Source organism: Chryseobacterium metallicongregator (genome assembly GCF_031324065.1).
Taxonomy (GTDB): domain Bacteria; phylum Bacteroidota; class Bacteroidia; order Flavobacteriales; family Weeksellaceae; genus Chryseobacterium; species Chryseobacterium metallicongregator.
This window is the reverse complement of sequence record NZ_JAVIXS010000004.1, coordinates 213967-238215: the sequence shown is the minus strand read 5'-3', so window position 1 is coordinate 238215 and position 24249 is coordinate 213967. Positions and strand designations below refer to the sequence as shown.

The 24249-nt window shown below is 35.7% G+C and carries 28 protein-coding genes; 12 read left to right on the top strand and 16 right to left on the bottom strand.

Annotated elements, in window-relative coordinates; genetic code table 11:
- Positions 1–2: 2 nt before the first annotated feature.
- Positions 3–1208: a metallophosphoesterase family protein gene (locus REB14_RS07690; RefSeq protein ID WP_309521897.1), complete on the bottom strand. Its 1206-nt coding sequence runs from the start codon at positions 1206–1208 to the stop codon at positions 3–5.
- 209 nt (positions 1209–1417) lie between these two features.
- Positions 1418–1570, bottom strand: coding sequence for a hypothetical protein (locus REB14_RS07685; protein ID WP_309521896.1), 153 nt, complete (start codon positions 1568–1570; stop codon positions 1418–1420).
- Positions 1571–1694: 124 nt separating this feature from the next.
- On the opposite strand from REB14_RS07685, the gene REB14_RS07680 reads away from it, so the two are divergent.
- Both REB14_RS07680 and REB14_RS07675 read left to right on the top strand, forming a co-directional pair.
- Positions 1695–1943 (top strand): VF530 family protein, encoded by a 249-nt coding sequence (locus tag REB14_RS07680; protein ID WP_079240405.1) that lies wholly within the window; start codon positions 1695–1697, stop codon positions 1941–1943.
- A gap of 146 nt (positions 1944–2089) precedes the next feature.
- Entirely contained in the window at positions 2090–2590 is a 501-nt protein-coding gene (locus REB14_RS07675) for an FKBP-type peptidyl-prolyl cis-trans isomerase (RefSeq protein ID WP_079240406.1), read from the top strand.
- A 219-nt stretch (positions 2591–2809) separates the two neighbouring features.
- Here REB14_RS07675 and REB14_RS07670 read toward each other — a convergent pair whose 3' ends face one another.
- Together REB14_RS07670 and REB14_RS07665 are read right to left on the bottom strand one after the other, a co-directional pair.
- Positions 2810–3187, bottom strand: a complete 378-nt coding sequence (locus REB14_RS07670) for a YchJ family protein (protein ID WP_062675623.1) — start codon at positions 3185–3187, stop codon at positions 2810–2812.
- A 97-nt stretch (positions 3188–3284) separates the two neighbouring features.
- Positions 3285–5426, bottom strand: a complete 2142-nt coding sequence (locus tag REB14_RS07665; RefSeq protein ID WP_079240407.1) for a M3 family metallopeptidase — start codon at positions 5424–5426, stop codon at positions 3285–3287.
- Between the two features lie 258 nt (positions 5427–5684).
- Here REB14_RS07665 and REB14_RS07660 point away from each other — a divergent pair, with 258 nt between their 5' ends.
- A complete protein-coding gene (locus REB14_RS07660) occupies positions 5685–6512 on the top strand; it encodes a GIN domain-containing protein (RefSeq protein WP_079240408.1) in 828 nt (275 codons plus the stop codon).
- Position 6513: 1 nt separating this feature from the next.
- Here the strand turns inward: REB14_RS07660 and REB14_RS07655 are convergent, their stop codons facing one another.
- The 6 genes from REB14_RS07655 to REB14_RS07630 all read right to left on the bottom strand — a co-directional run bounded on the left by REB14_RS07655 (position 6514) and on the right by REB14_RS07630 (position 11684).
- A complete protein-coding gene (locus tag REB14_RS07655) occupies positions 6514–8403 on the bottom strand; it encodes a monovalent cation:proton antiporter-2 (CPA2) family protein (protein ID WP_079240409.1) in 1890 nt (629 codons plus the stop codon).
- 3 nt (positions 8404–8406) lie between these two features.
- Entirely contained in the window at positions 8407–8928 is a 522-nt protein-coding gene (locus REB14_RS07650) for an NAD(P)H-dependent oxidoreductase (RefSeq protein WP_309521895.1), read from the bottom strand.
- Between the two features lie 250 nt (positions 8929–9178).
- Positions 9179–9757 (bottom strand): hypothetical protein, encoded by a 579-nt coding sequence (locus REB14_RS07645; protein ID WP_079240411.1) that lies wholly within the window; start codon positions 9755–9757, stop codon positions 9179–9181.
- 97 nt (positions 9758–9854) lie between these two features.
- Complete coding sequence (locus REB14_RS07640; protein ID WP_309521894.1) at positions 9855–10667, bottom strand: TPM domain-containing protein; 813 nt, start codon at positions 10665–10667, stop codon at positions 9855–9857.
- Positions 10648–11076 carry a TPM domain-containing protein gene (locus REB14_RS07635; RefSeq protein ID WP_185117008.1) on the bottom strand — a complete coding sequence of 143 codons (429 nt, stop codon included), beginning with the start codon at positions 11074–11076 and terminating at the stop codon, positions 10648–10650. Before REB14_RS07635 ends, REB14_RS07640 begins: the two co-directional genes overlap by 20 nt.
- Before the next feature lie 2 nt (positions 11077–11078).
- Entirely contained in the window at positions 11079–11684 is a 606-nt protein-coding gene (locus REB14_RS07630) for a LemA family protein (RefSeq protein WP_034693337.1), read from the bottom strand.
- Between the two features lie 73 nt (positions 11685–11757).
- Here REB14_RS07630 and REB14_RS07625 point away from each other — a divergent pair, with 73 nt between their 5' ends.
- Together REB14_RS07625 and REB14_RS07620 are read left to right on the top strand one after the other, a co-directional pair.
- The gene (locus tag REB14_RS07625; RefSeq protein WP_079240414.1) at positions 11758–12252 is read left to right on the top strand and encodes a dihydrofolate reductase; all 495 of its coding nucleotides are present in this window, start codon (positions 11758–11760) and stop codon (positions 12250–12252) included.
- A 74-nt stretch (positions 12253–12326) separates the two neighbouring features.
- Positions 12327–12896, top strand: a complete 570-nt coding sequence (locus REB14_RS07620) for a hypothetical protein (RefSeq protein ID WP_079240415.1) — start codon at positions 12327–12329, stop codon at positions 12894–12896.
- Positions 12897–12945: 49 nt separating this feature from the next.
- Here the strand turns inward: REB14_RS07620 and REB14_RS07615 are convergent, their stop codons facing one another.
- The 4 genes from REB14_RS07615 to REB14_RS07600 form a co-directional block, all read right to left on the bottom strand.
- On the bottom strand, positions 12946–13581 hold the full coding sequence (locus REB14_RS07615; RefSeq protein WP_047428487.1) for a trimeric intracellular cation channel family protein: 636 nt from the start codon (positions 13579–13581) through the stop codon (positions 12946–12948).
- A 55-nt stretch (positions 13582–13636) separates the two neighbouring features.
- The gene (locus REB14_RS07610; RefSeq protein WP_309521893.1) at positions 13637–13858 is read right to left on the bottom strand and encodes a four helix bundle protein; all 222 of its coding nucleotides are present in this window, start codon (positions 13856–13858) and stop codon (positions 13637–13639) included.
- Positions 13859–14030: 172 nt separating this feature from the next.
- Positions 14031–14495, bottom strand: coding sequence for a pantetheine-phosphate adenylyltransferase (gene coaD / locus REB14_RS07605; RefSeq protein ID WP_034693345.1), 465 nt, complete (start codon positions 14493–14495; stop codon positions 14031–14033).
- Between the two features lie 88 nt (positions 14496–14583).
- Complete coding sequence (locus REB14_RS07600) at positions 14584–15567, bottom strand: D-alanine--D-alanine ligase (RefSeq protein WP_079240416.1); 984 nt, start codon at positions 15565–15567, stop codon at positions 14584–14586.
- 156 nt (positions 15568–15723) lie between these two features.
- Here REB14_RS07600 and REB14_RS07595 point away from each other — a divergent pair, with 156 nt between their 5' ends.
- The 5 genes from REB14_RS07595 to murI all read left to right on the top strand — a co-directional run bounded on the left by REB14_RS07595 (position 15724) and on the right by murI (position 21031).
- Complete coding sequence (locus REB14_RS07595) at positions 15724–16815, top strand: PASTA domain-containing protein (RefSeq protein WP_079240417.1); 1092 nt, start codon at positions 15724–15726, stop codon at positions 16813–16815.
- A gap of 73 nt (positions 16816–16888) precedes the next feature.
- Positions 16889–17962, top strand: a complete 1074-nt coding sequence (locus tag REB14_RS07590) for an RluA family pseudouridine synthase (RefSeq protein WP_034693350.1) — start codon at positions 16889–16891, stop codon at positions 17960–17962.
- 51 nt (positions 17963–18013) lie between these two features.
- Complete coding sequence (locus tag REB14_RS07585; protein ID WP_034693352.1) at positions 18014–18964, top strand: PorP/SprF family type IX secretion system membrane protein; 951 nt, start codon at positions 18014–18016, stop codon at positions 18962–18964.
- A 51-nt stretch (positions 18965–19015) separates the two neighbouring features.
- Positions 19016–20140 (top strand): radical SAM family heme chaperone HemW, encoded by a 1125-nt coding sequence (hemW, locus tag REB14_RS07580; RefSeq protein ID WP_309521892.1) that lies wholly within the window; start codon positions 19016–19018, stop codon positions 20138–20140.
- A 60-nt stretch (positions 20141–20200) separates the two neighbouring features.
- Positions 20201–21031 carry a glutamate racemase gene (murI, locus tag REB14_RS07575; protein ID WP_079240419.1) on the top strand — a complete coding sequence of 277 codons (831 nt, stop codon included), beginning with the start codon at positions 20201–20203 and terminating at the stop codon, positions 21029–21031.
- A 259-nt stretch (positions 21032–21290) separates the two neighbouring features.
- On the opposite strand, the gene REB14_RS07570 is transcribed toward murI, so the two are convergent.
- Positions 21291–21890: a nitroreductase family protein gene (locus REB14_RS07570; protein WP_079240420.1), complete on the bottom strand. Its 600-nt coding sequence runs from the start codon at positions 21888–21890 to the stop codon at positions 21291–21293.
- Between the two features lie 83 nt (positions 21891–21973).
- Here REB14_RS07570 and REB14_RS07565 point away from each other — a divergent pair, with 83 nt between their 5' ends.
- Positions 21974–22321 (top strand): winged helix-turn-helix transcriptional regulator, encoded by a 348-nt coding sequence (locus tag REB14_RS07565; protein ID WP_079240421.1) that lies wholly within the window; start codon positions 21974–21976, stop codon positions 22319–22321.
- Here the strand turns inward: REB14_RS07565 and REB14_RS07560 are convergent.
- The gene (locus tag REB14_RS07560) at positions 22318–22890 is read right to left on the bottom strand and encodes an RsmD family RNA methyltransferase (RefSeq protein ID WP_079240422.1); all 573 of its coding nucleotides are present in this window, start codon (positions 22888–22890) and stop codon (positions 22318–22320) included. The two genes, REB14_RS07565 and REB14_RS07560, sit on opposite strands and share 4 nt — an antisense overlap.
- A 117-nt stretch (positions 22891–23007) precedes the next feature.
- Between REB14_RS07560 and REB14_RS07555 the strand changes: the two genes are divergently transcribed.
- Entirely contained in the window at positions 23008–24240 is a 1233-nt protein-coding gene (locus REB14_RS07555; protein ID WP_079240423.1) for an outer membrane beta-barrel protein, read from the top strand.
- Positions 24241–24249: the final 9 nt, after the last annotated feature.

Here is a 24249-nt window from a genome sequence, read left to right as displayed (position 1 = left end):
GCTTATGCATTTAAAATTTCGTTAAACAAATTCATCAGTTCTTCATTGGCTTCCTGTCCGCCGTTTTTAGATTTAAAATAATCTTTAAATAAAATATCAATATCCTGACTTAAATTGATTTCATGGTTTTGATCTTCTGATAATTCCAGGTTTTTTACTTTGGGAATAAGATGAACAATTCCGTTGTGCGACTGATAGATTAATCTTCTTTCATCGGCTGTTAAAAAAGTCTCACTTTCCAGCGTAAGTTCTATAAATGTATATGGATTTTCACCCAACCAGCTGACTGTATCATCAATGGAGGTAAATGTTTTTCTGACTAAAGCTCTTCCTTTTGTAAGTGTTTTCTTCTCGTAAGAAACAGGTTTTCCCGGCTCTGCATCAATAATGGAAACATACTTTGTCTGTCCCGCTTCACTGAAACTGTAGCACAGAGGAGAAGAAGAATAAATAACAGGTTTTTCCTTCGTTCCGATATTCTGAAAACCATGAAGATGGCCCAATGCCGTATACTGGATCTGCTCAGGAATACTATCCGAAAAAATAAGATCTGCATTTCCGATTTTAATAGGTTTTTCTGCTTCTGGTTCTTCCAGAATTTCTGCACCTCTTTTATTCATATACAAATGAGCCGTCAGAAGATTTACTCCGGAATCATCACAAAACTGATCAGCAAGGCTTTTCCAGGTCTGCGAAAGCACTTTGTTGATTTCTTCTTCTTTATTTTCACCAAAATATTCCTTTAATCGGATTTCATTTGCGAAAGGAGTATGAAGAATTCTTACAGGAAAGTTGATCCCATCAATTTTAAGTTCTATAAAACCCTCTTTTGAATTTATAATGTTGAAATAATCTGTACCGAAAGGTGTGATTTCAGCTTTAGGATGACCTATTAAAATAATTCCGCATTCCCTTGCCAAAGGATCAGGAGCATCAATTAAGCTCGAAGAATCATGATTACCGGAAATAGCAATCACAGGGCGTTTACCATTTAATGATAAACGTTTTAATGTTTTATAAAAAAGTTCAGCAGCCTCTACACTTGGATTGAAATTATCGAATAAATCTCCGGCAATGAGAACTAAATCAACGTTTTGTTCATCGGCAATCTGAACAATTTCATTCATAACCAAAACCTGTTCTTCCAGTCTTGAAAAGCGGTCGAGGCGTTTACCCAAATGCCAGTCGGCAGTGTGGAGGATTTTCATAATTTAAGTTTGAGAATTAAAAAAGAGTATATGCAGAGAATTATTTTGCAAATATTACAATGTAAATATAGAGAATACTTAATTTTAAAAAATAAGGTTTCCCTTAATTCAGATAAAAATTTCAGACAATATTGTTTATAATCAACTATAATTGGTCATTTTAAATCTGACGGCTCTTAAATCCGGATAGATTGAGTAAAGAAAGCTTTTTATTGTTCGTTATCAGCTTCTCTTGCTTTGAAATCTTCCCGGATTTGTTTTAACCTTGCTTTCCTTTCTGCTTCTGCACTTTGGATTTTACGTTTTTTCTGATCAATTTTCTTTTTGTTTTTTTTCCTGTTCGCTTCGTTATTTTTGCTCATATTTTTTGTAACAGATCATTTTTATGGGTGAAAAATAGCTTCTTCAAAAATAAGAAACAAAAAGGGAAGAAGAGGTGTAGATTTCCGTATAAACTTATAATAAATTAATTTTGTAAAAAAAAAGATGGAACAACAGTCCAAAGATCCTTTACACGGAAAAAGACTGGATGCTATCCTTGAAGAACTGGTAGAATACTATCAAGGTTTTGAAAGGCTGGGCGAACAGATCAATATAAAATGTTTTACAGATAACCCAAGTATAAGCTCTTCCTTGAAGTTTTTAAGAAAAACACCTTGGGCAAGAACAAAAGTTGAAAGTCTGTATCTCTTTGTCCTGAGACAGAAAAAAAGAGAGGAAGGTAGAAGAAAATAAAGGCGGTAAAAAGAAGATCTGTTTTTCTTTATGCCTTTCATAGCTTCCTTCTTCTATCTCCTGGCTTCCAAGCTCATTGAATCATTTCAAAAATAGTATATTTGTATTATTAATCGTGAAACAAAATCACGAAAAAAAGAAAAAATATGACAATCGAAAACAATCACGTTGTAGCTGTAAAGTATATACTTCATACTATCGAACCAGATGGAAGTAAGATTCTTGTAGAAGAAACAACAACAGAAAATCCGCTTACATTTTTGTATGGTGTAGGAATGATGATTCCTAAATTTGAACAAAATATCCTTGGTTTGAAAGCTGGAGATACAGCTGCCTTTACAATTCAGCCTGAAGAAGCTTACGGTGAGAGACAACCGGATGCTATTGCACAATTACCAGTGGAAATGTTCAAAGAATCAGGACTTCCACCTGTAGGAGCTATTCTACCTTTATCAGACAATCAAGGGAATAACTTCCAGGCTTTTGTAGTAGAAATTACTCCGGAAGTTGTAGTAGCAGATCTTAACCACCCAATGGCGGGAAAAGTTTTAGATTTCCAGGTGGAAGTTTTAAACACTCGTCCTGCAACAGAAGAAGAGTTGGCACATGGCCACGCTCACGGAATTGACGGAAACGAAGCTCACTAAAAAATAAAAAATGTCCGATTTTTTCGGATGTTTTTTAGATAAAAGATAAAAAATAAGCCATAGGTAATTCTGTGGCTTATTTTTATTTATAAGGTACAATAGTTATTGAATGCTTGGCATTCCCGTCTTTCGGAGAAGGGTCAAAAATTCAAAGAATTTTTAAAGAGGTGGTTTTATACGCAAAGCATCACTCAACATTGTATTTACTCAATCTTTTTCCTAATCCAAAAACTCCCCGGAAACATAATACCAACGTTCGTGCATTTTCTGAAAAACAGAAAATTCATGATGAACTTGCGGATGACCGTCCTGATCCGTATAATAAGCCTTAAATTCTACATGATTTAAAGCCGGAGTACGGATGATTTCCAGTTTTGTCCACTGGTTGATTTCTCCCCATTCCTGAAGATCTTTCTTATTATGGTATTTTCTTTTTCCCGGAAGAGTCGTCTCCATCAGATATTCACCATTCGGAATGGCAAAAGCAGAAAATCTTGAGCGCATCAGAGCTTCAGCCGTTGGAGCATGTTTTTCTCCGGTATGATAAGGCTTGCAGCATTCTTCGTAGGATTTTCCTGAACAGCATGGACAGTCCATATATTGTATTTTAAATGTTGAACTGCAAAAATAATGAATATCAATCGAAATGAATATAAATAAAAAGAAGCACCCTTAAAGAATGCTTCTCGTTGATTTATTTAATAAAACCTCTGTTTCTTAATAAAGGTTTGATATCCGGATCGTGTCCTGTGAAGTCTCTGAATGCCTGATTCAGATCTACAGAATTTCCTACAGAAAGAATATATTTTCTGAAACGGTCACCATTTTCTCTGGTTAAACCACCATTCTTACTGATCCATTCCCATGCATCGTTATCCAATGTTTCAGACCATAAATAAGCATAGTATCCTGCAGAATATCCGCCTCCCCAGATGTGGGCAAAATAAGGAGTGTGATATCTTGGCGGAACCGTTGCCAAATTGAATCCATGGCTGGCTAAAGATTGTTTTTCAAAATCCAGAACAGGAATAAACTGGCTGTCATTGCTTACTGTATGCCAATCCATATCCAGTTCAGCAGCAGAAACCAATTCTGTAGTCATGTAGCCTTGATTGAAAGTAGATGCTTTTTTGATCTTATCTACTAAAGCCTGTGGAATAGGCTGTTTTGTTTCATAATGTACAGCGTAATTTTTCAGAACAACCGGATCTAAAGCCCAGTGCTCATTGATCTGAGATGGGAATTCTACGAAGTCTCTCGGTACATTCGTTCCTGAAAGTGAAGGATATTTCTGGCTGGCAAACATTCCGTGAATAGAGTGACCAAATTCATGGAAGATAGTTGAAACATCATCATAACTGATTAATGAAGGTTTCCCCGGAGCCGGTTTCTGATAATTATAGCAGTTCACGATTACAGGTTTTGTTCCTAATAAGTAAGACTGTTCTACAAAATTACTCATCCATGCTCCACCGTTTTTAGAATCTCTTGTATAGAAATCCAGATAGTAGATGGCGATAGATTTTCCATCGTGATCGAAAACTTCATATGTTACAACATCCGGATGATAAACCGGAAGATCTGTTCTCTTTTTGAAAGTCAGTCCATAGAATTTTTCAGCAGCGAAGAAAACTCCTTTTTCAAGAACGGTTGTGATTTCAAAATACGGTTTTATTTCACTTTCATCAAGGTCGAACTTAGCTTTTCTTACCTGTTCAGCATAGAAATTCCAGTCCCAAGGTTCTACTTTGAAACCTCCTTTTTGCTGATCAATAAGATCCTGAATATCTTTTGCTTCACGTCTTGCCGTTTCTACTGCAGGAGTAGCAATTTGATTCATAAGTTTAGTAGCCGCTTCAGGGGTTTTTGCCATCTGATCCTGAAGTTTCCATTCCGCAAAGTTTTTCTTACCTAAAATCTGTGCTTTCTTTAATCTTAGTTTAGCAAGCTGTTCGATGGTAGATCTTGTATCATTGGCATCTCCTTTTTCAGCTCTGGTCCAAGAAGCTTTGAAAAGCTTTTCTCTCGTGGCTCTGTTTTTTAAATTCTGAAGAAGAGGCTGTTGTGTAGTATTTTGTAAAGCCAGAAGATATTTCCCTGGTTGTCCAGCAGTTTTGGCGTCAGCTGCAGCTGCAGCAATTTCATCTGCTGAAAGTCCGTCAAGTTCTTTTGCATCAGAGAAAAATACACCTCCCTGCTTTCTTGCTTCCAGTAACTTGTTTGCATATTGGGTAGAAAGAGAAGCCAGTTCCTGATTGAGCTGCTTTAATTTTTCTTTATCAGCTGCAGAAAGATTTGCTCCTGCGATTTCAAAATTCTGCTTATAATACTGTACCAGTCTTTTGCTTTCAGAATCAAGACCGTCTTCTTTGATGGATTGTATTCTTTTATAAAGATTTTCATTCAGGTACAGTTTATCGGAATGTGCAGCAAAGATAGGTGCATATTCTTCATCCAAAGCCTGTAAAGTAGGGTTTGTATTCGCACTGGTAAGGTTTGAAAATACAATTTGTGCTCTTCTCAGTACTTCACCACTTTTTTCCAATGCAACGATAGTATTTTCAAAAGTAGGGGCAGCCGGATTGTTGGCAATTTTTATAATTTCAGCTTCATGTTGCTTTAAACCATAGTTAAAAGCAGGTTTGAAGTGTTCGTTTTTGATTTTGTCAAACTCCGGAGCTTCGTACTGAAGCTTGCTCTTCTTCATAAAAGGATTTGAAGATAAAGAGGGATCAGGTGCAGGTAGCTCCTGTTGAATATCGGTCTGTTTCATTGTAGTACAAGATTGATTGAACGCCAAGGCAGAAATTAATAATACCGATGAAATATTCTTCATAAATATAGTTGTTATTAAAGCATAAAGATATTAAAAACTTGCATCATAGGATGTATTTTGGCGAATGTATTTATGTAACCCATTTTATGAGTGTTTTTACAATGAATCTGGTAAGTACCTATGAATCGGGAATGTCTTTTCTGAAAAATCAGTATTGCATACAGTTGCAGTATTTTCAAATGTAATGTAATATTTTTTATAAATTAGTTGTCATTTAATTAAAGAAACCAACAAAAATAATTAACAAAAGGAATAAGCATGAAAACAAGGACTTTATTTATTTTTTCAGCCTTAGCGGCATTAGCCTCATGTAATGATAAACATGAGAATCGAAACAGAGATCGAGAAGGAGACAGAAGTAATTGGGTAGAGAAAGTAGTCAGCAAAGAAAGCGGCCCAATGCAGCATAAAGAATTTAACGGAGATTTTGATGAAATTCAGGTTTCACAAGCTATTGAAGCAGAAATTATAAAATCTGAAACTGAGAAAGTTGAAATCTCAGCCCCTCAAAGTATCATTGACGAAATTCTGGTGGAAAATGATGGCGGAAAACTGCATATTCATTATAAGCCGGGGATCAGAGTGATGAACATTAGCAAAGTGACAGCTAAAATTTATACAAAAGATTTTAGTAAGCTTGTTGCTGATTCAGCAGCGAGAATTATTATAAAAGATAAATTTACTCAGGAAAAAACAGATGTTGAAGCATCAAGTGCAGGAAGTATTTCCGGAGATCTTGAGGCTAATGATATGGACATCAATGTAAGCAGCAGCAGTAGCTTCGATGGGAAAATATGGGCAGTAAACCTTGATATTGAATCTTCATCAGGATCAACTCTTGATCTTTCCGGTAAAGCAAAAAAAGTAGACGTGAGTGCTTCTTCAGGGAGCAGCGTTTCTGCAAAAGGAGTTATTGCTGACAATGTAGAAGCTGATGCTTCCAGTGGAGCAAGTATTCATATCAGTGCTGTTTCCAGTGTGAATGCAGGTGCTTCATCCGGAGGAAGTGTGGATATCTCTAAAAAAGGAGAACTTAAGAGTGTGATAAAAGAAGAAAGCAGTGGTGGAAGTGTAAACATCCAATAAACTAATCCTGGGATTCTTCCTCATCTTCTTCATCGGTGGATGAGGAACCTTCCCAATTTTTATTATCAAAATTAAGATTATCGTATGCTAATAATTCCTCCTCACGCTGGAGGATTTCTTTTGTGGTAAACAGAGTGATGTCATCATCATTTTCCTTCATCTTTGCCAGCTTTCTGACTGATGCTTTATCAATCGCCATAAATCTTTGCCCAAGACGTCTTGCTGCATATTTCCTCATTCCTGTTTCGTGAAGTACATCTACAGCCATGTCAACTGCTGTTCCTAGCGTTTCTCGGTATATGTGATTGATTCCGTTATTCAGATAATCATAAGCATCAATTCTGTTTTTGGCTCTTACGAAAATTTTTACGTTAGGATAATGTTCACGCACAAGTTCTGCAATGAATTTGTTATCATCCGGATCATCCAGACATAAAACCAGAATTTCAGCATCTTCAATTCCTGCAGCCCTTAAAATAGGAATCCTTGTTGCATCACCATAATACACTTTAAAACCATAGCTTCTGAGCAGTTTCACACGGTCAGAATCACGATCCAAAACAGTAGCGGATATTTTATTGGCTTTTAAAAGACGTCCTACAGTACTTCCGAAATGCCCAAAACCTACAATAATGATTTTCTTTTGAACAACATTGCTGTCGAGAATATTATAATCATGTTCCTCTTCGGGAATTTCTTTAATAAATTTTGGAGTAATAAACTTGTCATTAATAATCAGAAGAATAGGAGTGATACACATGGTGATTGCCGTAACAGCCATCATCTGAGCATTCATCTCAGGACCTAAAAGATAAAGATCTGAAGCATAGTTAAGTAGTACAAATGCAAATTCTCCTACCTGAGAAAGGGCAAATGCATAAAAAAGACTTTGAGGAGTATCTATCCTGAAAAACTTTCCGATTACATATAAAACCACAAATTTTACGGCCAGCACAGCAAAAACAGTACTGAAAATAAATAAGGGATCCTTCTGAATAATATTAAAATTAATGGTAGAGCCTACACTTACGAAGAAAACAGCTAACAGCAGTCCTTTGAAAGGGTCAATCTGGGCTTCCAGTTCATGACGGAATTCACTGTTGGCAAGCATGACTCCTGCAAGGAAAGCTCCCAGTGCCGGAGAAAGCCCGATAACAACCATCAGTTCAGAAACTCCAATAACGAGGAATAGGGAAGAAGCCGTCAATAATTCTGCCATTCCAGATTTTGAAACATAGCGCAAAAAAGGAACAAAGACATATCTGCCCAGTAAAATAAGCAAAGCTACTCCGAAAATTACGGTTCCGGCCTGAAGCCATTCCGGTAGTTTTTGAATCAGAATCTGAATTTCATTATCATGATGCTTGGCTTTATAATTGGCAAGAATAGGGAGTATTGCCAAAATAGGAATCACTGAAATATCCTGAAACAACAAGGTAGAGAATGAAGCTTCTCCTGCTGTAGTCTTAAGATTATTCTTTTCCTGCAAGGTCTGGAGGACAATTGCGGTAGACGATAAAGCAAAACACATCGCAATAGCTATAGCTTTGTCTACTCTCCAGCCTACACTTGTAAATACTAAGAAAAGCAAAAGAATGGTGAGTACCATTTGAGAAAGTCCCAGACCCATTATTTTTTTTCGCATTTCCCAGAATTTGCGCGGTTCCAGTTCTAAGCCCACCAAAAATAAAAGCATGATGACTCCAAACTCGCTGGCATGCATAATGTCATTTACATTATTTCCTGTAAGTTTAAGTACATATGGTCCTATAATGATTCCTCCTAAAATATAACCGATTACAGAACTCAATCCTAATTTCCTGGCCAATGGAACCATAATAATGGCTACACCAAGAAAAATTAATGTGTTCATCGCTAAGCTGGATTCCATATGCTATTGATTGAGGAGTTCTGTAAATTCTTTTTTATGTAAAATAATTTCTTTTTTAGAGAGCTTGTTGGCTTCGTATACGATTTTGAGATGCTTAATATCTGCTTTGAAGACCTTTAATGAAACAATAAGTCCGCTGATGAGTTCATCTATGGTATATTGATAAGTGCCGGTTTTACTGAAAGACCTTTCTTTTCCGCCGGTGGTTACGAGAATATAGACTTCTTTTCCTTCCAGAGGGTTATGTTCACCTTCTTTCAACCAGTCTCTGTCGAAAACTTCATCAATCCATAATCTGAGAAGAGGAGGCATTCCGAACCATATCAGAGGAAACTGGAAAACAAATCGTTCATAGTTTTTTAGGCGTTTTCTTTCCCGAAAAGCTGCAATGTGAAAGTCAGGATATTCTTCGTAAAGATCTCTTAGGGTATAATGCTGGTGGCGAACGTAGAAATTGATGAGCTCTACATTCGAATTGGAGTGCTCCAGATAAGGGTGTGCAAATACTACCAGCGTCTTCTTCATAATCCTGTTTTCAGTAAATATAATAAAAAATATTGAATAAAAGGTGATTTTTTAACGCTTTTGTTAATTTTTTAATATAGAAAATTGAATTTAATGTTAAGATTAAATAAATAAAGGGAGTATTTTTGTCATTTAGATAAAAAACAAGTATTAGTTGGTGGGAGTGAAAACAGGAATGAATAGAATAATCGGTTGAAAATCTATTTATTCATTCTTTAATCCGGATATGAGCCTTGTAAAAAGATATTGTTTATTTTTTGAAGCTGCTTAATGTTTTACGTATGTCTTCACGAAGAATAGTAATCATATCCTGTTTGGTGACTAAATATTTATCATCTTCAGGATTCTCAGTACGTTGATACCAATAGATATCTTCTTTTATGATTTGTAAATTAGAAGGAAGATCTTTTATTTTAACAAATTTAGAATCTCCATTGATACTTACTATTTTTTCTGAATAATCATTTCCGGTATCTTGTTTATATAAACTTTTTATGGTTCTGTTTTCCTTCTTAGGGATCGCAAAATGAGATGATTCATACACAAAGCCAAACTTAGACTTTTCCGAATAACAAAGAGCTATAACGAATTCTTCATCATTAATTTTGACAATTCTAAAATCACTAAGCCATTCAAAACCTGCATTTTTCATTTCTTCTTTTAAGATGATGCTGGCTTCTGTTTTATTCAGCCATACCGTATATAATCTTTTACTTTTTAAATTTTCTTTATTGTTGTTATAAAAATTATAATAGTTTTCTGAATTTATTTTCTGAGAAAATGTACTGATTGAGAAGAGTAAAAAGAAAAGATTAAATAAGAATTTCATGGGTTGAGTTGAAAAAAATTGTAATGAATTCGAAAAAGAATTTAAAATGATAATGTAAAAAAGATGAGGGAGATGTACATTCTTTTAATGGTAAATTTTACCATCCTCCGGATGCACCACCACCTCCAAAACTTCCGCCACCGCCGAAGCCTCCAAAGCCGCCGCCGCCGCCGGAACTTCCTCCGCCAAAGCCACCGCCTCCGAAACTGCCTGGGAATGGGAAGAAACCGCCAGGATAATTTCTGCGTCCTTTTCTTGTGATAATCACATCATCGTCGTCGTCATTATTTCCGCCACGTCCGCCGCCTCTGTTTCCAAAAAGGATCGCAATAATGATGAAAATAACAAAAGCAATAATAAGGACTTTAAAAGCACTTCCGTTACCGGAAGGAGCTGTGGTTGCTACAGGTTTGAATTTTCCCTCAACAGCCTCCATAATGGCTGAGGTCCCACCGTTGATTCCTTCATACCAAAGGCCTTTTCTGAAATTTGGGGTGACAATATAATCTAAGATCTGTCCTGCTACGGATGCTGTAAGATATTGTTCCACGGCACGCCCCTGCTGGATAGACATTGTTCTGTCTTCTGTGGCAACAAGGAAAACCACTCCGTTATCCACCCCTTTTTTTCCGATTTTCCATTTCTCTCCGAACATGGTTGCCAGAAAATTCACATCTTCTCCTTTGGTGGAGCGGATGATGACTACTTCAATTTCTGTTGAGGTAGAATCTGCAAACTTAATCAGTTTATTATTAAGGGCATCTTTTTCCTGCTGAGAAAGCAACCCGGCTTCATCAAAAACAGGATAGAGAACTGCTGGTTTTTCAGGAATGGTGTATTGTGCTGATACAAAAGTGTAAAAGCAGAGTAGTAAAAATGAAAATACTATTTTAAGAGAATGTAATTTCATTTGGGAGTTGGTTTGGATTTTCTCCTTCTACAGGAAAATGTTTTTTGAGTTCAAGTCCTGTTTCCAGGATGGCACTTTTCAGCGCCTGATAATAATTTCCTTTGGCAAATTCAGCAGTGATATAATCGTGAAGATGATCCCAGTAAGACTGTCTTACCTTTTCATGAATCCCGATATCTCCAATAATGGTAAGATATTTTTGTTCGAAATTGACATGGAAAAGCACAGCATTTCGGTCAGCGGTTTTATCCATATCGAGTTTTTTGAAAACATCAAATGCCGTTTTAGCATCACGGTTTTCTGTATTGGAATCAATATGTACCCTGATCTCTCCCGTAGAATGATCTTCTGCAGACTGAATCGCTTCCACGAGGGAAGCGATCTGTTGATTTGTTAGGAAGTTACCCATTATTATTTAAATACTTCAGGGGCTTTCTGAGCTCCTGCATCAGCTTTGAAATAAGGTTTTTCTTTAAAGTTGGTGAAATTCGCCAGAATATTATTCGGGAAAGTTTTGATAGAAGTATTGTAATCCTTTGCAGCATCGTTATAATAAACAGTTTCAGTTCTGATACTATTTTCGATAGCGGTATATTCTCTCTGGAAGTTGATATACTGCTGGTCTGCTTTTAAGTTAGGATAAGACTCTACTACGGCCATCAATCGGCTTAATGCACCCGATAATTCTCCTTGTGCAGCCTGGAATTTGGCAAGATCAGCTTCGGTCATATTCGTAGGATCAATATTGATAGAAGTCGCTTTGGAACGAGCTTCCACAACTTGTGTTAAAGTTTCCTGCTCAAATTTTGAATACGATTTTACCGTTCTTTCCAGGTTAGGAATAAGGTTCGCTCTTTTCTGATATACGGTCTCTACATTAGACCATTTTGCGTTCACAGTCTGTTCTTTGTTGACAAAGCTGTTATATCCGCTTTTTCCCCAAAAGAATAGAATAGCAACAATAATAAGAAGGGCAATACCAATGGTTCCTGCACCCAGACATCCTTTATTTTTCATAGTTTATTTTTTTAAATTTTTTGTGCTAACCAAATATACAAATTATGTGCTAATTTTGTAAAAAATTATTTGAATGACAACAATAGTGGTGGCAATGGGAGAGAAAAACGAAATTGGTTTTGAAAACCAGTTGCTTTGGCATCTTCCCAAAGATCTAAAACATTTTAAAGATATTACTTCAGGGCATCCGGTTATTATGGGGAGAAAGACCTATGAAAGTATTGGAAAAGCTCTTCCGAACCGTACCAACATTGTAGTGTCAAGAAAGAAAGACTGGTTTGAAGAAGGAATTCTTATTGTGGGAAGCATCAAAGAGGCTTTGAAATTTGCTAAAAAGATTGATGAGGAAGTTTTCGTTATCGGTGGCGGAAATATCTACGAACAGACTATGGATATGGTGGACAGGCTTGAAGTGACTTTAGTTAAAGCAGATCTTCAGGCGGATACATTCTTTCCGAAAATAGATCCGAAAATCTGGAAAAAGACCAACGAAATCTGCCATGAGAAAGATGAAAAGAATGGCTATGATTTCTGTTTCCAGACGTTTGAAAAAATTAAGAGTGAATAGTTATAGGAATTCTAGCCTTTAACTTCTAGCTTCTAATCTCTAATTTATTATCTTTGCACTTCTAAAATTTAATAATGAATAAATACATAAAAATTGCAGTAGCAGCACTTCTTATCCTGTTAGGACTTTATATGATGATTTTCACAAGAAATCTGGGATGGGGTATTGTTGTTTTTCTTTTAGCTGCATTTCCCATTTTACTATTCTTTAAAAATGAATATATCCTGTTGGCATTCTGGCAATTGAGAAAACAAAATATGGAAAAAGCTGGTGAGTGGTTATCAAAAATAACAGATTATAAAGGACAGCTTCATAAAACTCAATACGGATATTTTCACTATTTATCAGGACTGACACAAGCTCAGGATCACCCTGCTAAAGTAGAACCTTTCATGAAGAAAGCGTTGGAGTATGGTTTAAATATGAAACACGACAGAGCAATGGCTACGTTGAATCTTGCAGCAGCAGCTATTTCCAAAGGAAGAAAACAGGAAGGGCAGAAGTTGTTGGAAGAGGCAAAAAGATTAGACAGTGCAGGAATGATGACGGATCAGATCAAAATGATGAAAGATCAGTTGAAAATGCCGACTATGCAGAAGCACATGCATAACCCGAATATGAGAAACAGAGGGAAATTCTTCTAAAAAAAAAAGCACCTGAAAAGGTGCTTTTTTTATGTCTTAAATATAAAATTTACATTTCCGAATTATTATGGTCATAACCATAAAATTTAGGCATCTGCCAGTGATATTTTACAGCAAGTGTCCGTATAGCAACAATAAGGAGAATAGTGAGAATCTGTACAAAAGTATAAGATAGTACAGAATATTTGGTCATCAACAGAAAAACTGCTCCGCCCACAATACATGCCGTGGCATAAATTTCCTTTCTGAAAATTAATGGAATTCTATTGAGTAATATATCCCGGATAATCCCTCCGAAACAGCCTGTAATAGTTCCTAATGCAATACAAATCATAGGATGAATTCCTGCATTTAATCCTTTCTGAACTCCGATAATAGTAAATAGTCCAAGCCCAAAGCTGTCGAAGATAAATAAAGTGACTTTAAAATTCTTTTCAAGAGATTTAAATATCATGGAAAAAATACTGGTCACCAGAATCAGGGTACACATCAGAATATCATGCATCCAGAATACAGGGATATCCAGCAACAAATCTCTTACAGTTCCTCCTCCCACAGAAGTTACAAATGCAATAATAAGCACTCCGAACGGATCAAGCCGTTTCTGCATTGCTGCAAAACTTCCGGACATGGAAAAGGCAATGGTCCCCAGGACTTCTATGGCAAAATTGAACTGTTCGTGCATATATGATGAGTATGAATGATAAGTAATGAGCAATGAGTAATAAAAATTATGCCATTTAAATTTGCGATAATTTAAACTTATACGTAGTCATAACTTTTACAAGTTCTTCACATTCTGTTTTTAAATGTAAAATTTTTTCCGGACTTACATATTCTAATTCTTCAATAATTTCAAGCCAAAGTTGAGTTTCATCAATTTCTTCGACTACTATGCACATTTTAGCAAATTTTTCTTTCTCCGATCTCGCTATGGCTACAGCTCTGTAATTGGCTGCCACAGAAGTTGCAGATCTGATAATTTGTTTCTTATTATTGAAATATCATCAGAATAGGGTAATGAAGAAAGTATTCTAATGATAGCAATAGAAAAGTTTTTCTTTCTTTCCCTGAAAATTTGATTAAAATCTACTCTATCAAAATTACTCATTACTTATTGCTCATTACTTATATTTACCTTTCCACTCTTACTGAGTCCGGAACCATCAGTTCGTATTCGCCACCGTGGTTAATAACTTCCCTTACAATGCTGCTGCTGATGAATGATTTTCCTGATGAAGTCAGTAAGAATACAGTTTCCAGTTTTTTGTGAGCTAACGTTCTGTTGGTATGGGCAATCGCTTTTTCAAATTCAAAATCTGCCGGGTTTCTCAATCCTCTGATGATGTACTGAGCATTTTTTTCAAAACAGTAATCTACCGTTAAGCCTTCGAAGGAGTCTACTTCCACATTGGGAAATTCTGCAACAGAGTTTTGAATAAATTCCATTCTTTTTTCAAGAGGGAACATATATTTTTTCTGAGAGTTTTGTCCGATAGCGATGATTAATTTATCAAATAGCGGTGCCGCTCTTTCTATAATGTCGTAATGTCCTAATGTAATCGGGTCAAAAGACCCTGGAAAAACAGCAATTTTCATGTTGTACGAGTTATGATTTTGAGTAGTGCATTATCAGTTAAAAGCTATATATTTCTTATTTCTAACCTCTAATTTCTAACTTCTATATTTACTTATTAAGTGCTTTTTCTACTTCATTTCCACAAAGATCCATGATGGAAATTCCATAATGTCTTGCCTGCTGAGGAAGGATACTTGCAGGAGAGAATCCTGGGTTGGTATTCATTTCAAGCATGTAAGGGATTCCGTTCATCAGAATATATTCACTTCTTGAAAAACCACTCATTCCTAATGAATTGTAAGCTCTTTTGGCAATTTCTTCCACTCTTTTGGTGGTTTCTTCGTCAATTCTTGCCGGTGTAATTTCTTCAGAAGCTCCTTCGTATTTTGCTTCATAATCGAAAAACTCATTAGTAGGAACAATTTCTGTAATTCCTAACACAATAGTTTCTCCTTTAAAATCAATAACACCTACAGAAACTTCCATACCATCAAGGAAGCTTTCAATCAGGATTTCATTATCTTCTTTGAATGCAATTTCAGTAGCCGCAATCAGTTCTGATTTTTCTTTTACTTTGGAAATTCCCAGCGAAGATCCGGACTGATTAGGTTTTACAAACAGAGGAAGATTAAGTTCTGATACAATCTCATCCACATTGATGTCTTCACCTTTTCTTAAATAAATACTTTTTGCAGAAGGAATTCCATATTTAGATAATACGGCAAGAGTGTCTTTTTTATTGAAAGTAAGGGCACTCTGGTAAAAATCACAACCTGTATATTTTTGACCAATGGCATCCCAGTATGCCTGAAGAATTCCATTTTCCCCCGGAGTTCCGTGGATAATATTGAAACAAACATCAAATTTTAAGACTTCTCCATTATCTAAAGTCACAGAAAAATCTCCTCTGTTGATGGCATATTTTTTATCATTTTCTCCTAAAAAATACCATTCATCTTTAAGGACTACTACTTTATATACGTCATAGAGATTTCTGTCCAGAGAATCATAAATCAATTGTCCGCTTTTTAAAGAAACAACATATTCATCAGAATAGCCTCCCATTACTACGGCAACACTTTTTTTATTCATAACCATATAGTATCAATTAAGGCAAATTTAATCATTTTATACAATGCAATATGGGAAATCGGCAAATTTTAAAATCAAAAATGAATTGTGTTAAATAAAAAGTCCATTCTAAAATTATTAGCTATATTTGCGGTTATAATTAAAGTATTTTTAAGTATGCTTAAATCACTTTTCAATTGGAAAGTTTTACTGAATTTAGTAGTAGCCATCGGTGTTTTCGTGGGGCTTGTATGGCTTACATTTCGCTGGTTGGAGTACCATACTAACCACGGTCAGGAAATTCCTGTTCCCAATATTGTAAATAAATCGGTACATGATGCCGTTAAAATATTAGATGATACAGGACTGGAATATGAAGTAGACAGTGCCAATTACGACCCGAAATACAGACCATTCCAGGTGTTGCAGGTATATCCTGCACCAGGTTCCCGTGTGAAAGACGGAAGAACGGTAACGCTTAAAGTAAATCCGAGAACATGGGCTCCTATTGCAGTGCCAAATGTTATCAATAAATATTCAGGGCTGGCATTCCAGAGATTGGATCAGGTAGGTCTTAAAATTGGTGATACCATTTATGAGCCGAGTATTCAGAAAGATGCTCTTTTAAGAATATTATATAAAGGAAATGCTGTAAACCCGGGAACTCGTTTGCCAAGATTTTCTACGATTGATGTAGTGGTAGGATCCGGGCCCATGAGAAATATTTCTATTCCTAATGTAGTAGGACTTACGGTAAAAGAGGCGAGAGCTGTCATTGCCAAAAGTATGTTTGAAGTAGGATTGGTAGAACATGAAGATGGAAGTAAAGATGAGTCTGATATTATCTATTATCAGGATCCTGCTTCCGGAGATGTTCGTGACCAGGGAATGCAGATCGACCTTTGGGCAAGTAAGAAAACTCCGGCAGAATTAAGAGCAAAAGTAGAGCAGTTGAATTCTATTTATCGTATGAAAGTAGATACATCACTTCCTCCGGTTCGATATGAAGAAGTACACAGTGAGCCAAGTTATGAAGCTCCCGTAGTACCCGCTCCAGCGCCTAAAAGAGAAACTCCAAAGCCGGAAGTTCCGAAAACTGAAACTCCTAAAACTCAGACTACAGCAGCTAAACCAGTGGCTACCACTGTTGAAAAACCTAAAACGTCTGCAGGAAACGGTACTCATGCTACAGGAAGTACAGCCAAACCGGCTGCAACAACACAACAACCTGCGCAAAAGCCAAAAGCTAAGAAGGTTGTCGTAGAATAAAATCAGATTAATATCAAAAATACAGGCTTCAACTGCAAAATGTTGAGGCCTTTTGTGTAAAAAATATAAAACAATGTCAGAAGATAACGACGATTTTTTAGATGAAGAATTACTAGATTCCAACAGTATTGAAAACATCGATATTGATGAGGAAAATAAAGGTTTGTATGAACATCTTAATATCACTGTTGACAGCAAGCAGGAACCATTAAGAATTGATAAGTTCCTTTTAATTTACAGACAGAATTCTTCAAGGAATAAAATTTCACAGACCTGCAGAGCCGGAAATGTGATAGTGAACGGAACAGCGGTGAAGCAGAATTACCGTGTAAAACCGGGAGATCAGATCTCTGTACTGCTTACACATCCTCCGAGAGAAAATGTTATTATTCCGCAGGATATTCCTGTGAATATTATTTATGAAGATGATGACCTTGTTGTAGTTGATAAAGAAGCGGGAATGGTGGTACACCCAGGATTTGGAAACTGGGACGGAACATTGGTGAACGCACTGGCTTTCCACTTTGAAAAGAATGGTGAGAAATCCGATCTTGACAGAGTAGGGCTTGTTCACAGAATTGATAAAGATACATCAGGACTATTAGTAATTGCCAAGAATGAATATGCATTAAGCTTCCTGGCAAAACAATTCTTTAACCGAACTACGAAAAGGCTGTATTGGGCTTTTGTGTGGGGAAATATGCAGGATGAAGAGGGGACAATCAGAGGGCATATCGGAAGGCATCCTAAAAACAGAATGCAGATGTCTGTTTATGAAGACGGCAGCCAGGGAAAACATGCGGTGACCCACTATAAGGTCTTGGAAAGATTTAAATACATGACATGGGTAGAGTGTAAACTGGAGACGGGAAGAACACACCAGATCAGAGCGCATTTCAGACATATAGGGCATACTTTGTTTAATGATGAAAGATATGAAGGACATACGCCTTTAAGAGGGGTAAATCTTCCAAAATACAAGCAATTTATTAAAAATGTTTTTGAAATTTTGCCAAGACATGCCCTTCATGCACATACCCTCGGATTTATACACCCAACAACAAAAAAGGAATTATATTTTGAGAGCCCAATGCCCAAAGATATGGCGGATGCTGTAAAAAAATGGAGAAATTATTTGGAAAACTAAAAATATATTGAGATTTTTTTTATATTTGTTGAATTGAAATCAAGATTTGTTATGAGAAAACTATATGCTATCGTATGTTTAGCTCTTTTGTCAAATGCATACAAAGCACAAGAATCACTACCATACTATCAGCAATATCTTTTGGATGGTGAGTTCCTGTTCAACCCAGCTCAATACGGAAAAACAGATTACGTACAGCTCAACGCCAATTATCAACAACAATTTTCAAAATTCAGTAATTCTCCGAATGTTCAGTCAATCGGGATGAATGCGAATATCTTTGATAGAGTAGGTGCTGGTATTTCCGTGTTCAGAGACAGTAATGGACCGATCTCTGCGGGTGGTATCACGGCTGGTGCTTCATATTTTATTCCGCTGAGTAGTGAAGGAGACAGAAAAGACCAGTTCTCTTTCGGTACAAGTGTTAACTTCTATAACATGAATTTTGATTATTCAAAAATTAATACTGAAGAAGGAGGTGACCCATTATTGAGAGGTGAAGAAAGTAACATCTTTATGGTGTATGCAAACTTTGGTTTGGCAGCTACCTACAGAGGTTTATTCGGGGGTGTTTCCGTAAATGATATCGCATTAAGTAATGATGCTTCTATCGTAAACAACTACGAACCTTCTCCAATTAAATTCTTCTTAAACTTAGGATATAACTGGAACATTGCTGATAACATTACATTAGCACCGTCAGCATTGATCAACCTTAATACCAATTCAACGAGAATGGTCGACTGGAACTTGATGGCGACATTCTCTAATGATATTAACGCATTCTCTTTCGGGGTGAGCTACAGAACGGTTCAGAACAGATTTGACAATCAGAACCTGAGTATCTCTCCAATTGTAAAAGTAAGATTCAACAAATTCATGATTGGAGCTACTTATAACCTTGGATTATCTGATATCCAGAGCTATGGTGGAAACAGCTTCATGATTGGTCTGGGTTATAACTTCGACAACTTCATTAATGCTAGAGGATTTAGATACTAATTAATTTAAATTAAATAAATTTGAGCTCTGAAATTTTTCAGAGCTTTTTTTATGATATATATTCACATTCCGTTCTGTAAACAAAAATGCAGTTATTGTAACTTTCATTTTTCAACATCCCTGAATTTCAAGGATGAAATGCTTCGTGCCATGAAAACTGAAATAGCCCTGAGAAAAGATGAGCTGCAGAACAGAACCCTGAAGTCCCTGTATTTTGGAGGAGGAACTCCCTCTATTCTTTCTGTAGATGAAATCAGTTCTTTAATAGATGAAGTATTACGGTATTTCAGTTTTGAAAAGGATATTGAAGTTACGCTGGAAGCCAATCCTGATGATTTAGATAAAATCTTTTTAAAACAACTTTCCGGAACCCCTGTGAACAGACTTTCCATTGGTACCCAAAGTTTTTTTGAAGAAGATTTAAAACTGATGAACAGGGCTCACTCTGCTTCCGAAGCAGAAAGTTCCATTAAACGAGCACAGGATTTCGGCTTTGAGAACCTTAGTATTGATCTGATCTATGGTTCACCCACTTCCAATCTTGAGATCTGGAAAGAAAACCTGAATAAGACAATTGCTTTAGAAGTTCCTCACATTTCATCTTATGCATTGACGGTAGAGCCTAAAACATCTCTGGAAAACTGGATTTCAAAAGGGAAAATAAAAAGTCCTATAGAAGAAGAGCAAAATAAAGAATTCTATTACCTGTCCGACTTTTTGAAAGACAATGGTTTTGAGCATTATGAAGTATCCAATTTTGCCAAACCTGGTTTCTACTCACGGCACAATTCTGCTTACTGGAAATACAATGAATATCTTGGAATAGGGCCATCAGCACATTCTTATAACGGATTTGATGTCCGAAGCTGGAACGTAGCCAATAATCAGCAGTACATTAAAAAACTGAATAATAAATTGCTGGCCAAAGAGGAAGAGATTCTTTCCCAGGAAGATCAGTTTAATGAAATGATTATGATTGGTCTGCGCACCATCTGGGGAGTAGATCTGGAAAGTTTAAAAAGTAAATTTTCAGAAAGAATGCTGGAGCATTTTCAGAGAGAGAGCAAGTCCAAAATTGAAGACGGTATTTTAATCATTGAAAATAATCATTTAAAAATTCCTGAAAAACATTGGTTTATGGCAGACGGAATTGCTTCGGATTTGTTTATTGTATAATAGCTGGATGTATACAGGATGCCATAAAATTCACTATTTTTGTATAAAATTTCAACTCATTTGAAAACGAAAAAACAAGATTATTCACATCTTTCACCAAGCCAGCCTATCGGAATTTTTGACAGCGGAGTGGGAGGTCTTACCGTTGCCAAAGAAATCAAAAGACTTCTGCCTAATGAAGATCTGATTTACTTTGGAGATACAAAGCACCTTCCTTACGGAGAAAAATCTAAGGAAGCCATTATTGAATATTCTACAAAGATCACCAATTTTCTGTTGGAGCAGAACTGTAAAGCTATTGTGATTGCCTGTAATACAGCAACGGCTAATGCTTTAAATGAAGTTATGCAGTCTGTTGCGGGAAAAGTTCCTGTAATTGACGTTATTAATCCTGTGGCAGAAAAAGTATCTTATGAAATCCATAATAATGTAGGGGTTATTGCGACCAAAGCTACTGTGAATTCAGGATTATATAAAAAGAGTATCCGAAAGCATAATAAATGGATCAAAGTGGATGAATTGGCAACGCCATTGCTGGTTCCTGCTATTGAAGAAGGATTTAAAAACCATCCGATTACCCATGCTATTATTTATAATTATTTAAGTAACAGTAAATTAAAAAATATTGAAACACTGATTCTGGGATGTACTCATTATCCTCTTTTAATTGACGAGATCAAGCAGTATTATGGTAACCGGGTTCGTGTGATTGACTCTCCGAATATTGTAGCCAATCATCTGAAGATTATTCTGGATAAGTACAATCTTTTAAATGATAACAATCCCAAGCCGAATTATCACTTCTATCTTTCAGACCTTACCAAAAATTTTGAAAAGATCTCTAAGAAGTTCTTCGGAAAAACAATTGATTTAGAATTAAAAGTATTATAAACAAGAAAGTCTGCCTCGTATGGAAGCAGACTTTTTTATTTGTTACATGTTGTCATTACAAAATCATGTTTTTAAGACACAAAGATTTATTTTTTGTAAAACCTTATACTTCATTTAGTTCCCACAGATTTCACAGATTCCACAGATAATAATGCTTTTAAAATTAAAAGGTGACTAAAAATCTGTGTCCTCTGTGGGGAAATAATGTGCAATTTCATTGGTGTTTGCTGTGAAAGAGATCGTGAATTCGTGTTTAAAATTACGCTTCTACAATTACTTTTTCAGCATTCAGTCTTTTCTTCGGATTGAATTTAGGCTGATTGGCATCTGCTTCATCTCTTTCCCCGATGGCTACAGCAAATAACGTCTCGTATTTTTCATTATTCAGAACAGCATCATATCCTTCAGGTTCAATGCCTTCCATTGGAGTAGAATCTATTCCTATTGCTGCGCATGCAGATAAAAGTACTCCTAAAGATAAATATACCTGATGGCCAAGCCATGATTTTATCGCATCTTCTCCCTTAGGTTTTACCATAGTTCGGTAATAATTAACAGAACCTTCTGGAAGGTTTTCTTCAATTTGCTTTTCAAAGTTTTCTACGTTTTTGATCACCTGAAAGACAATTATATGACTGCTATCTAAAACTTTTTCTTTATTAAAATAAGACTTATCACCTAATTGTTTTTTCAGTTCAGGATCATTCACGAAAATAAAATTCCATGGCTGACTGTTGATGGAGGAAGGACTTAAATTTAAGATCTCCTGAAGCGTTGCAATTTGTTCTTCACTGATTTTTCCCTGTGGATTATACTTTTTTACAGTATACCTGTTTTTCATTTGGTCTAAAAAGTTCATAATTTTATACTATCATTTTTATAGTTGCAAAAGTAATTTAAGTTTCTTAACTTTGCAATAACGGTAAAAAAGGATAGTATAAAATGTATACAATAGATAATAAATCGTATCCCTGCTGTACAAGCGTCACGATGAAATTTATAGGAGGGAAGTGGAAAGCAGTAATTTTACATCATCTTATTGGTGGGGCTAAGCGTTATAACGAGATAAGAAAGTCTATTCCTACCATTACGGAAAGAACATTGAGTTTACAGCTAAAACAATTGGAAGAAGACGGAATTGTGGACAGAAAAGTTTTTACGGAAAAACCTCCTTTAGTGGTAGAATACGAATTAACAGACTTTGGAAAGACACTTTTACCCGTTTTAGAAGCAATAACAAAATGGGGTGAAAAATCGCCTGTAATATCAAAAAAAATAATCAGGAATTAGAGTTCCTGATTATCTTCTTTATTCGGTTCAAAAAAACTGAAACTTACGTTTCCGTATTTTCGGGTATCTATTAAATTGGGATGGTCGAGCTTCATACGACTTTGGTGCTCTACTATCAGAACCCCGTTTTCCTTCAGGTATTTATTGTTTAAAACCAGAGAAATGAGCTCGTGGTATTTTTTCTCTTCCATTTCAAAAGGAGCATCAGAGAAAACAATTTCAAAAGATTTCTTATTTCTGAATTTTTTAAGCCAGTCAAAGACATCTCCTCTCTGTACATTGATCTGAAGTGCCATATCAAGTTCAGAGGCAGTAGAGTTGATAAATGCGGTATGCTTTGGATTCAGTTCCACAGAAGTAACATTCTGACACCCTCTGGAAGCAAATTCAAAGGTAATAGAACCAATACCTGCAAAAAGATCAAGTACGGAAATCGACTGCATATCATATTTGTTTTCCAGAATGCTGAATAAAGCCTCTTTCGCAAAATCGGTGGTAGGTCTTACTTCAAAGTTTTTAGGAGCTGCAATTTTTTTGGCTTTCCATTTGCCTGATATAATTCTGAACATACTGAAATTATTATTGACAGCGAAATTACTAAATGTTGACAAATAAAAAAGAACCAATACGTAATTATTTTTTATTTCGGGAGAATGCCTATTTTTGCGCCTTGAAAAATAATAATCATGAATAAATCATTTTACACATTTTTGTTCAGTGTCGTTCTAAGTTTAACATTATCTGCACAGAATAATTTTGAAAAAGGCTATGTAATCAATAGCACTGGAGAGAAAATTGAAGGGTTGATAAAGAATCTTGATTGGAAAGACTCTCCTTCTCAGATTACCTTTAAACAGGAAAATAACCTTTCTGTTAAAACATATGCTATTGACAACATTAAAAGTTTTGAGATTGAAGGCAAAGTGAAATATGTAAAAGCCGAAGTGAATGTTGATATGTCCAGCGATGACATCAATGCTTTAACAGAGGATGAAAAACCTCATTTTACTAAAAAGACAGTGCTTCTTAAAACGGTTATCGAAGGGAAATATACGCTGTACAAATATGCCAGTGAGTATCTTGAGCGCTTTTTCTATCAAAAAGAAGATGGAATAGAACCTCTGATATTTAAAAGATACCAGATATCGAGTTCCCAGGTGGGAAAAAATAATACGTATCAAAATCAATTAAAAAGTCTATCGGATTGTGGTAATACTACTGGTTCCCAATTTTCAAATGTAGAATACAGAGAGAGCAGCTTAAAAAGTGTTTTTATTAAGTTGAATACTTGTGGAAATGAAGATTATAAAAGTTTTGATGAAAAAAGAACAAATAAAAAAATATTCCATTTGTCTGTAAGACCCGGAATTAATTTTTCATCTTTAGATATTAAGAATAAGGCACTTAATAATGTTTTTGATTCTGATTATGGAAGTCAAACTAATTTTAGAATGGGAGTTGAGGCAGAGTTTGTCCTGCCGTTCAATAATAGCAAATGGTCAATTATTGCAGAACCTACCTATCAATATTTTAAAGCAGATAAAGAAGTATTTACAAATACTATTTTGGGCGAAAAAGTATCAAATAAATCTTCGGTAAAGTACTCGTCTATTGAAATTCCTGTAGGAGTAAGATATTATGCATTTTTGAATGAAAAATCAAGGCTGTTTTTTAATGCGTCAGTGATATTTGATGTTCCAATGGGAGATTCAGAAGTGAAATATGAGATATATAACTATGCTAAGGAAAATTATAATGTTGAACCCGGAATGAATTTAGGCCTTGGAATAGGGTATAAATACAATGACAAATATAGTATTGAATTTAATGTACATACAAAAAGAGACCTGCTTAAGGTGGATCAGCAAGATACATCTTATCAAAACTTTTCAATTATCCTGGGATACACATTATTCTAGATATAAAAA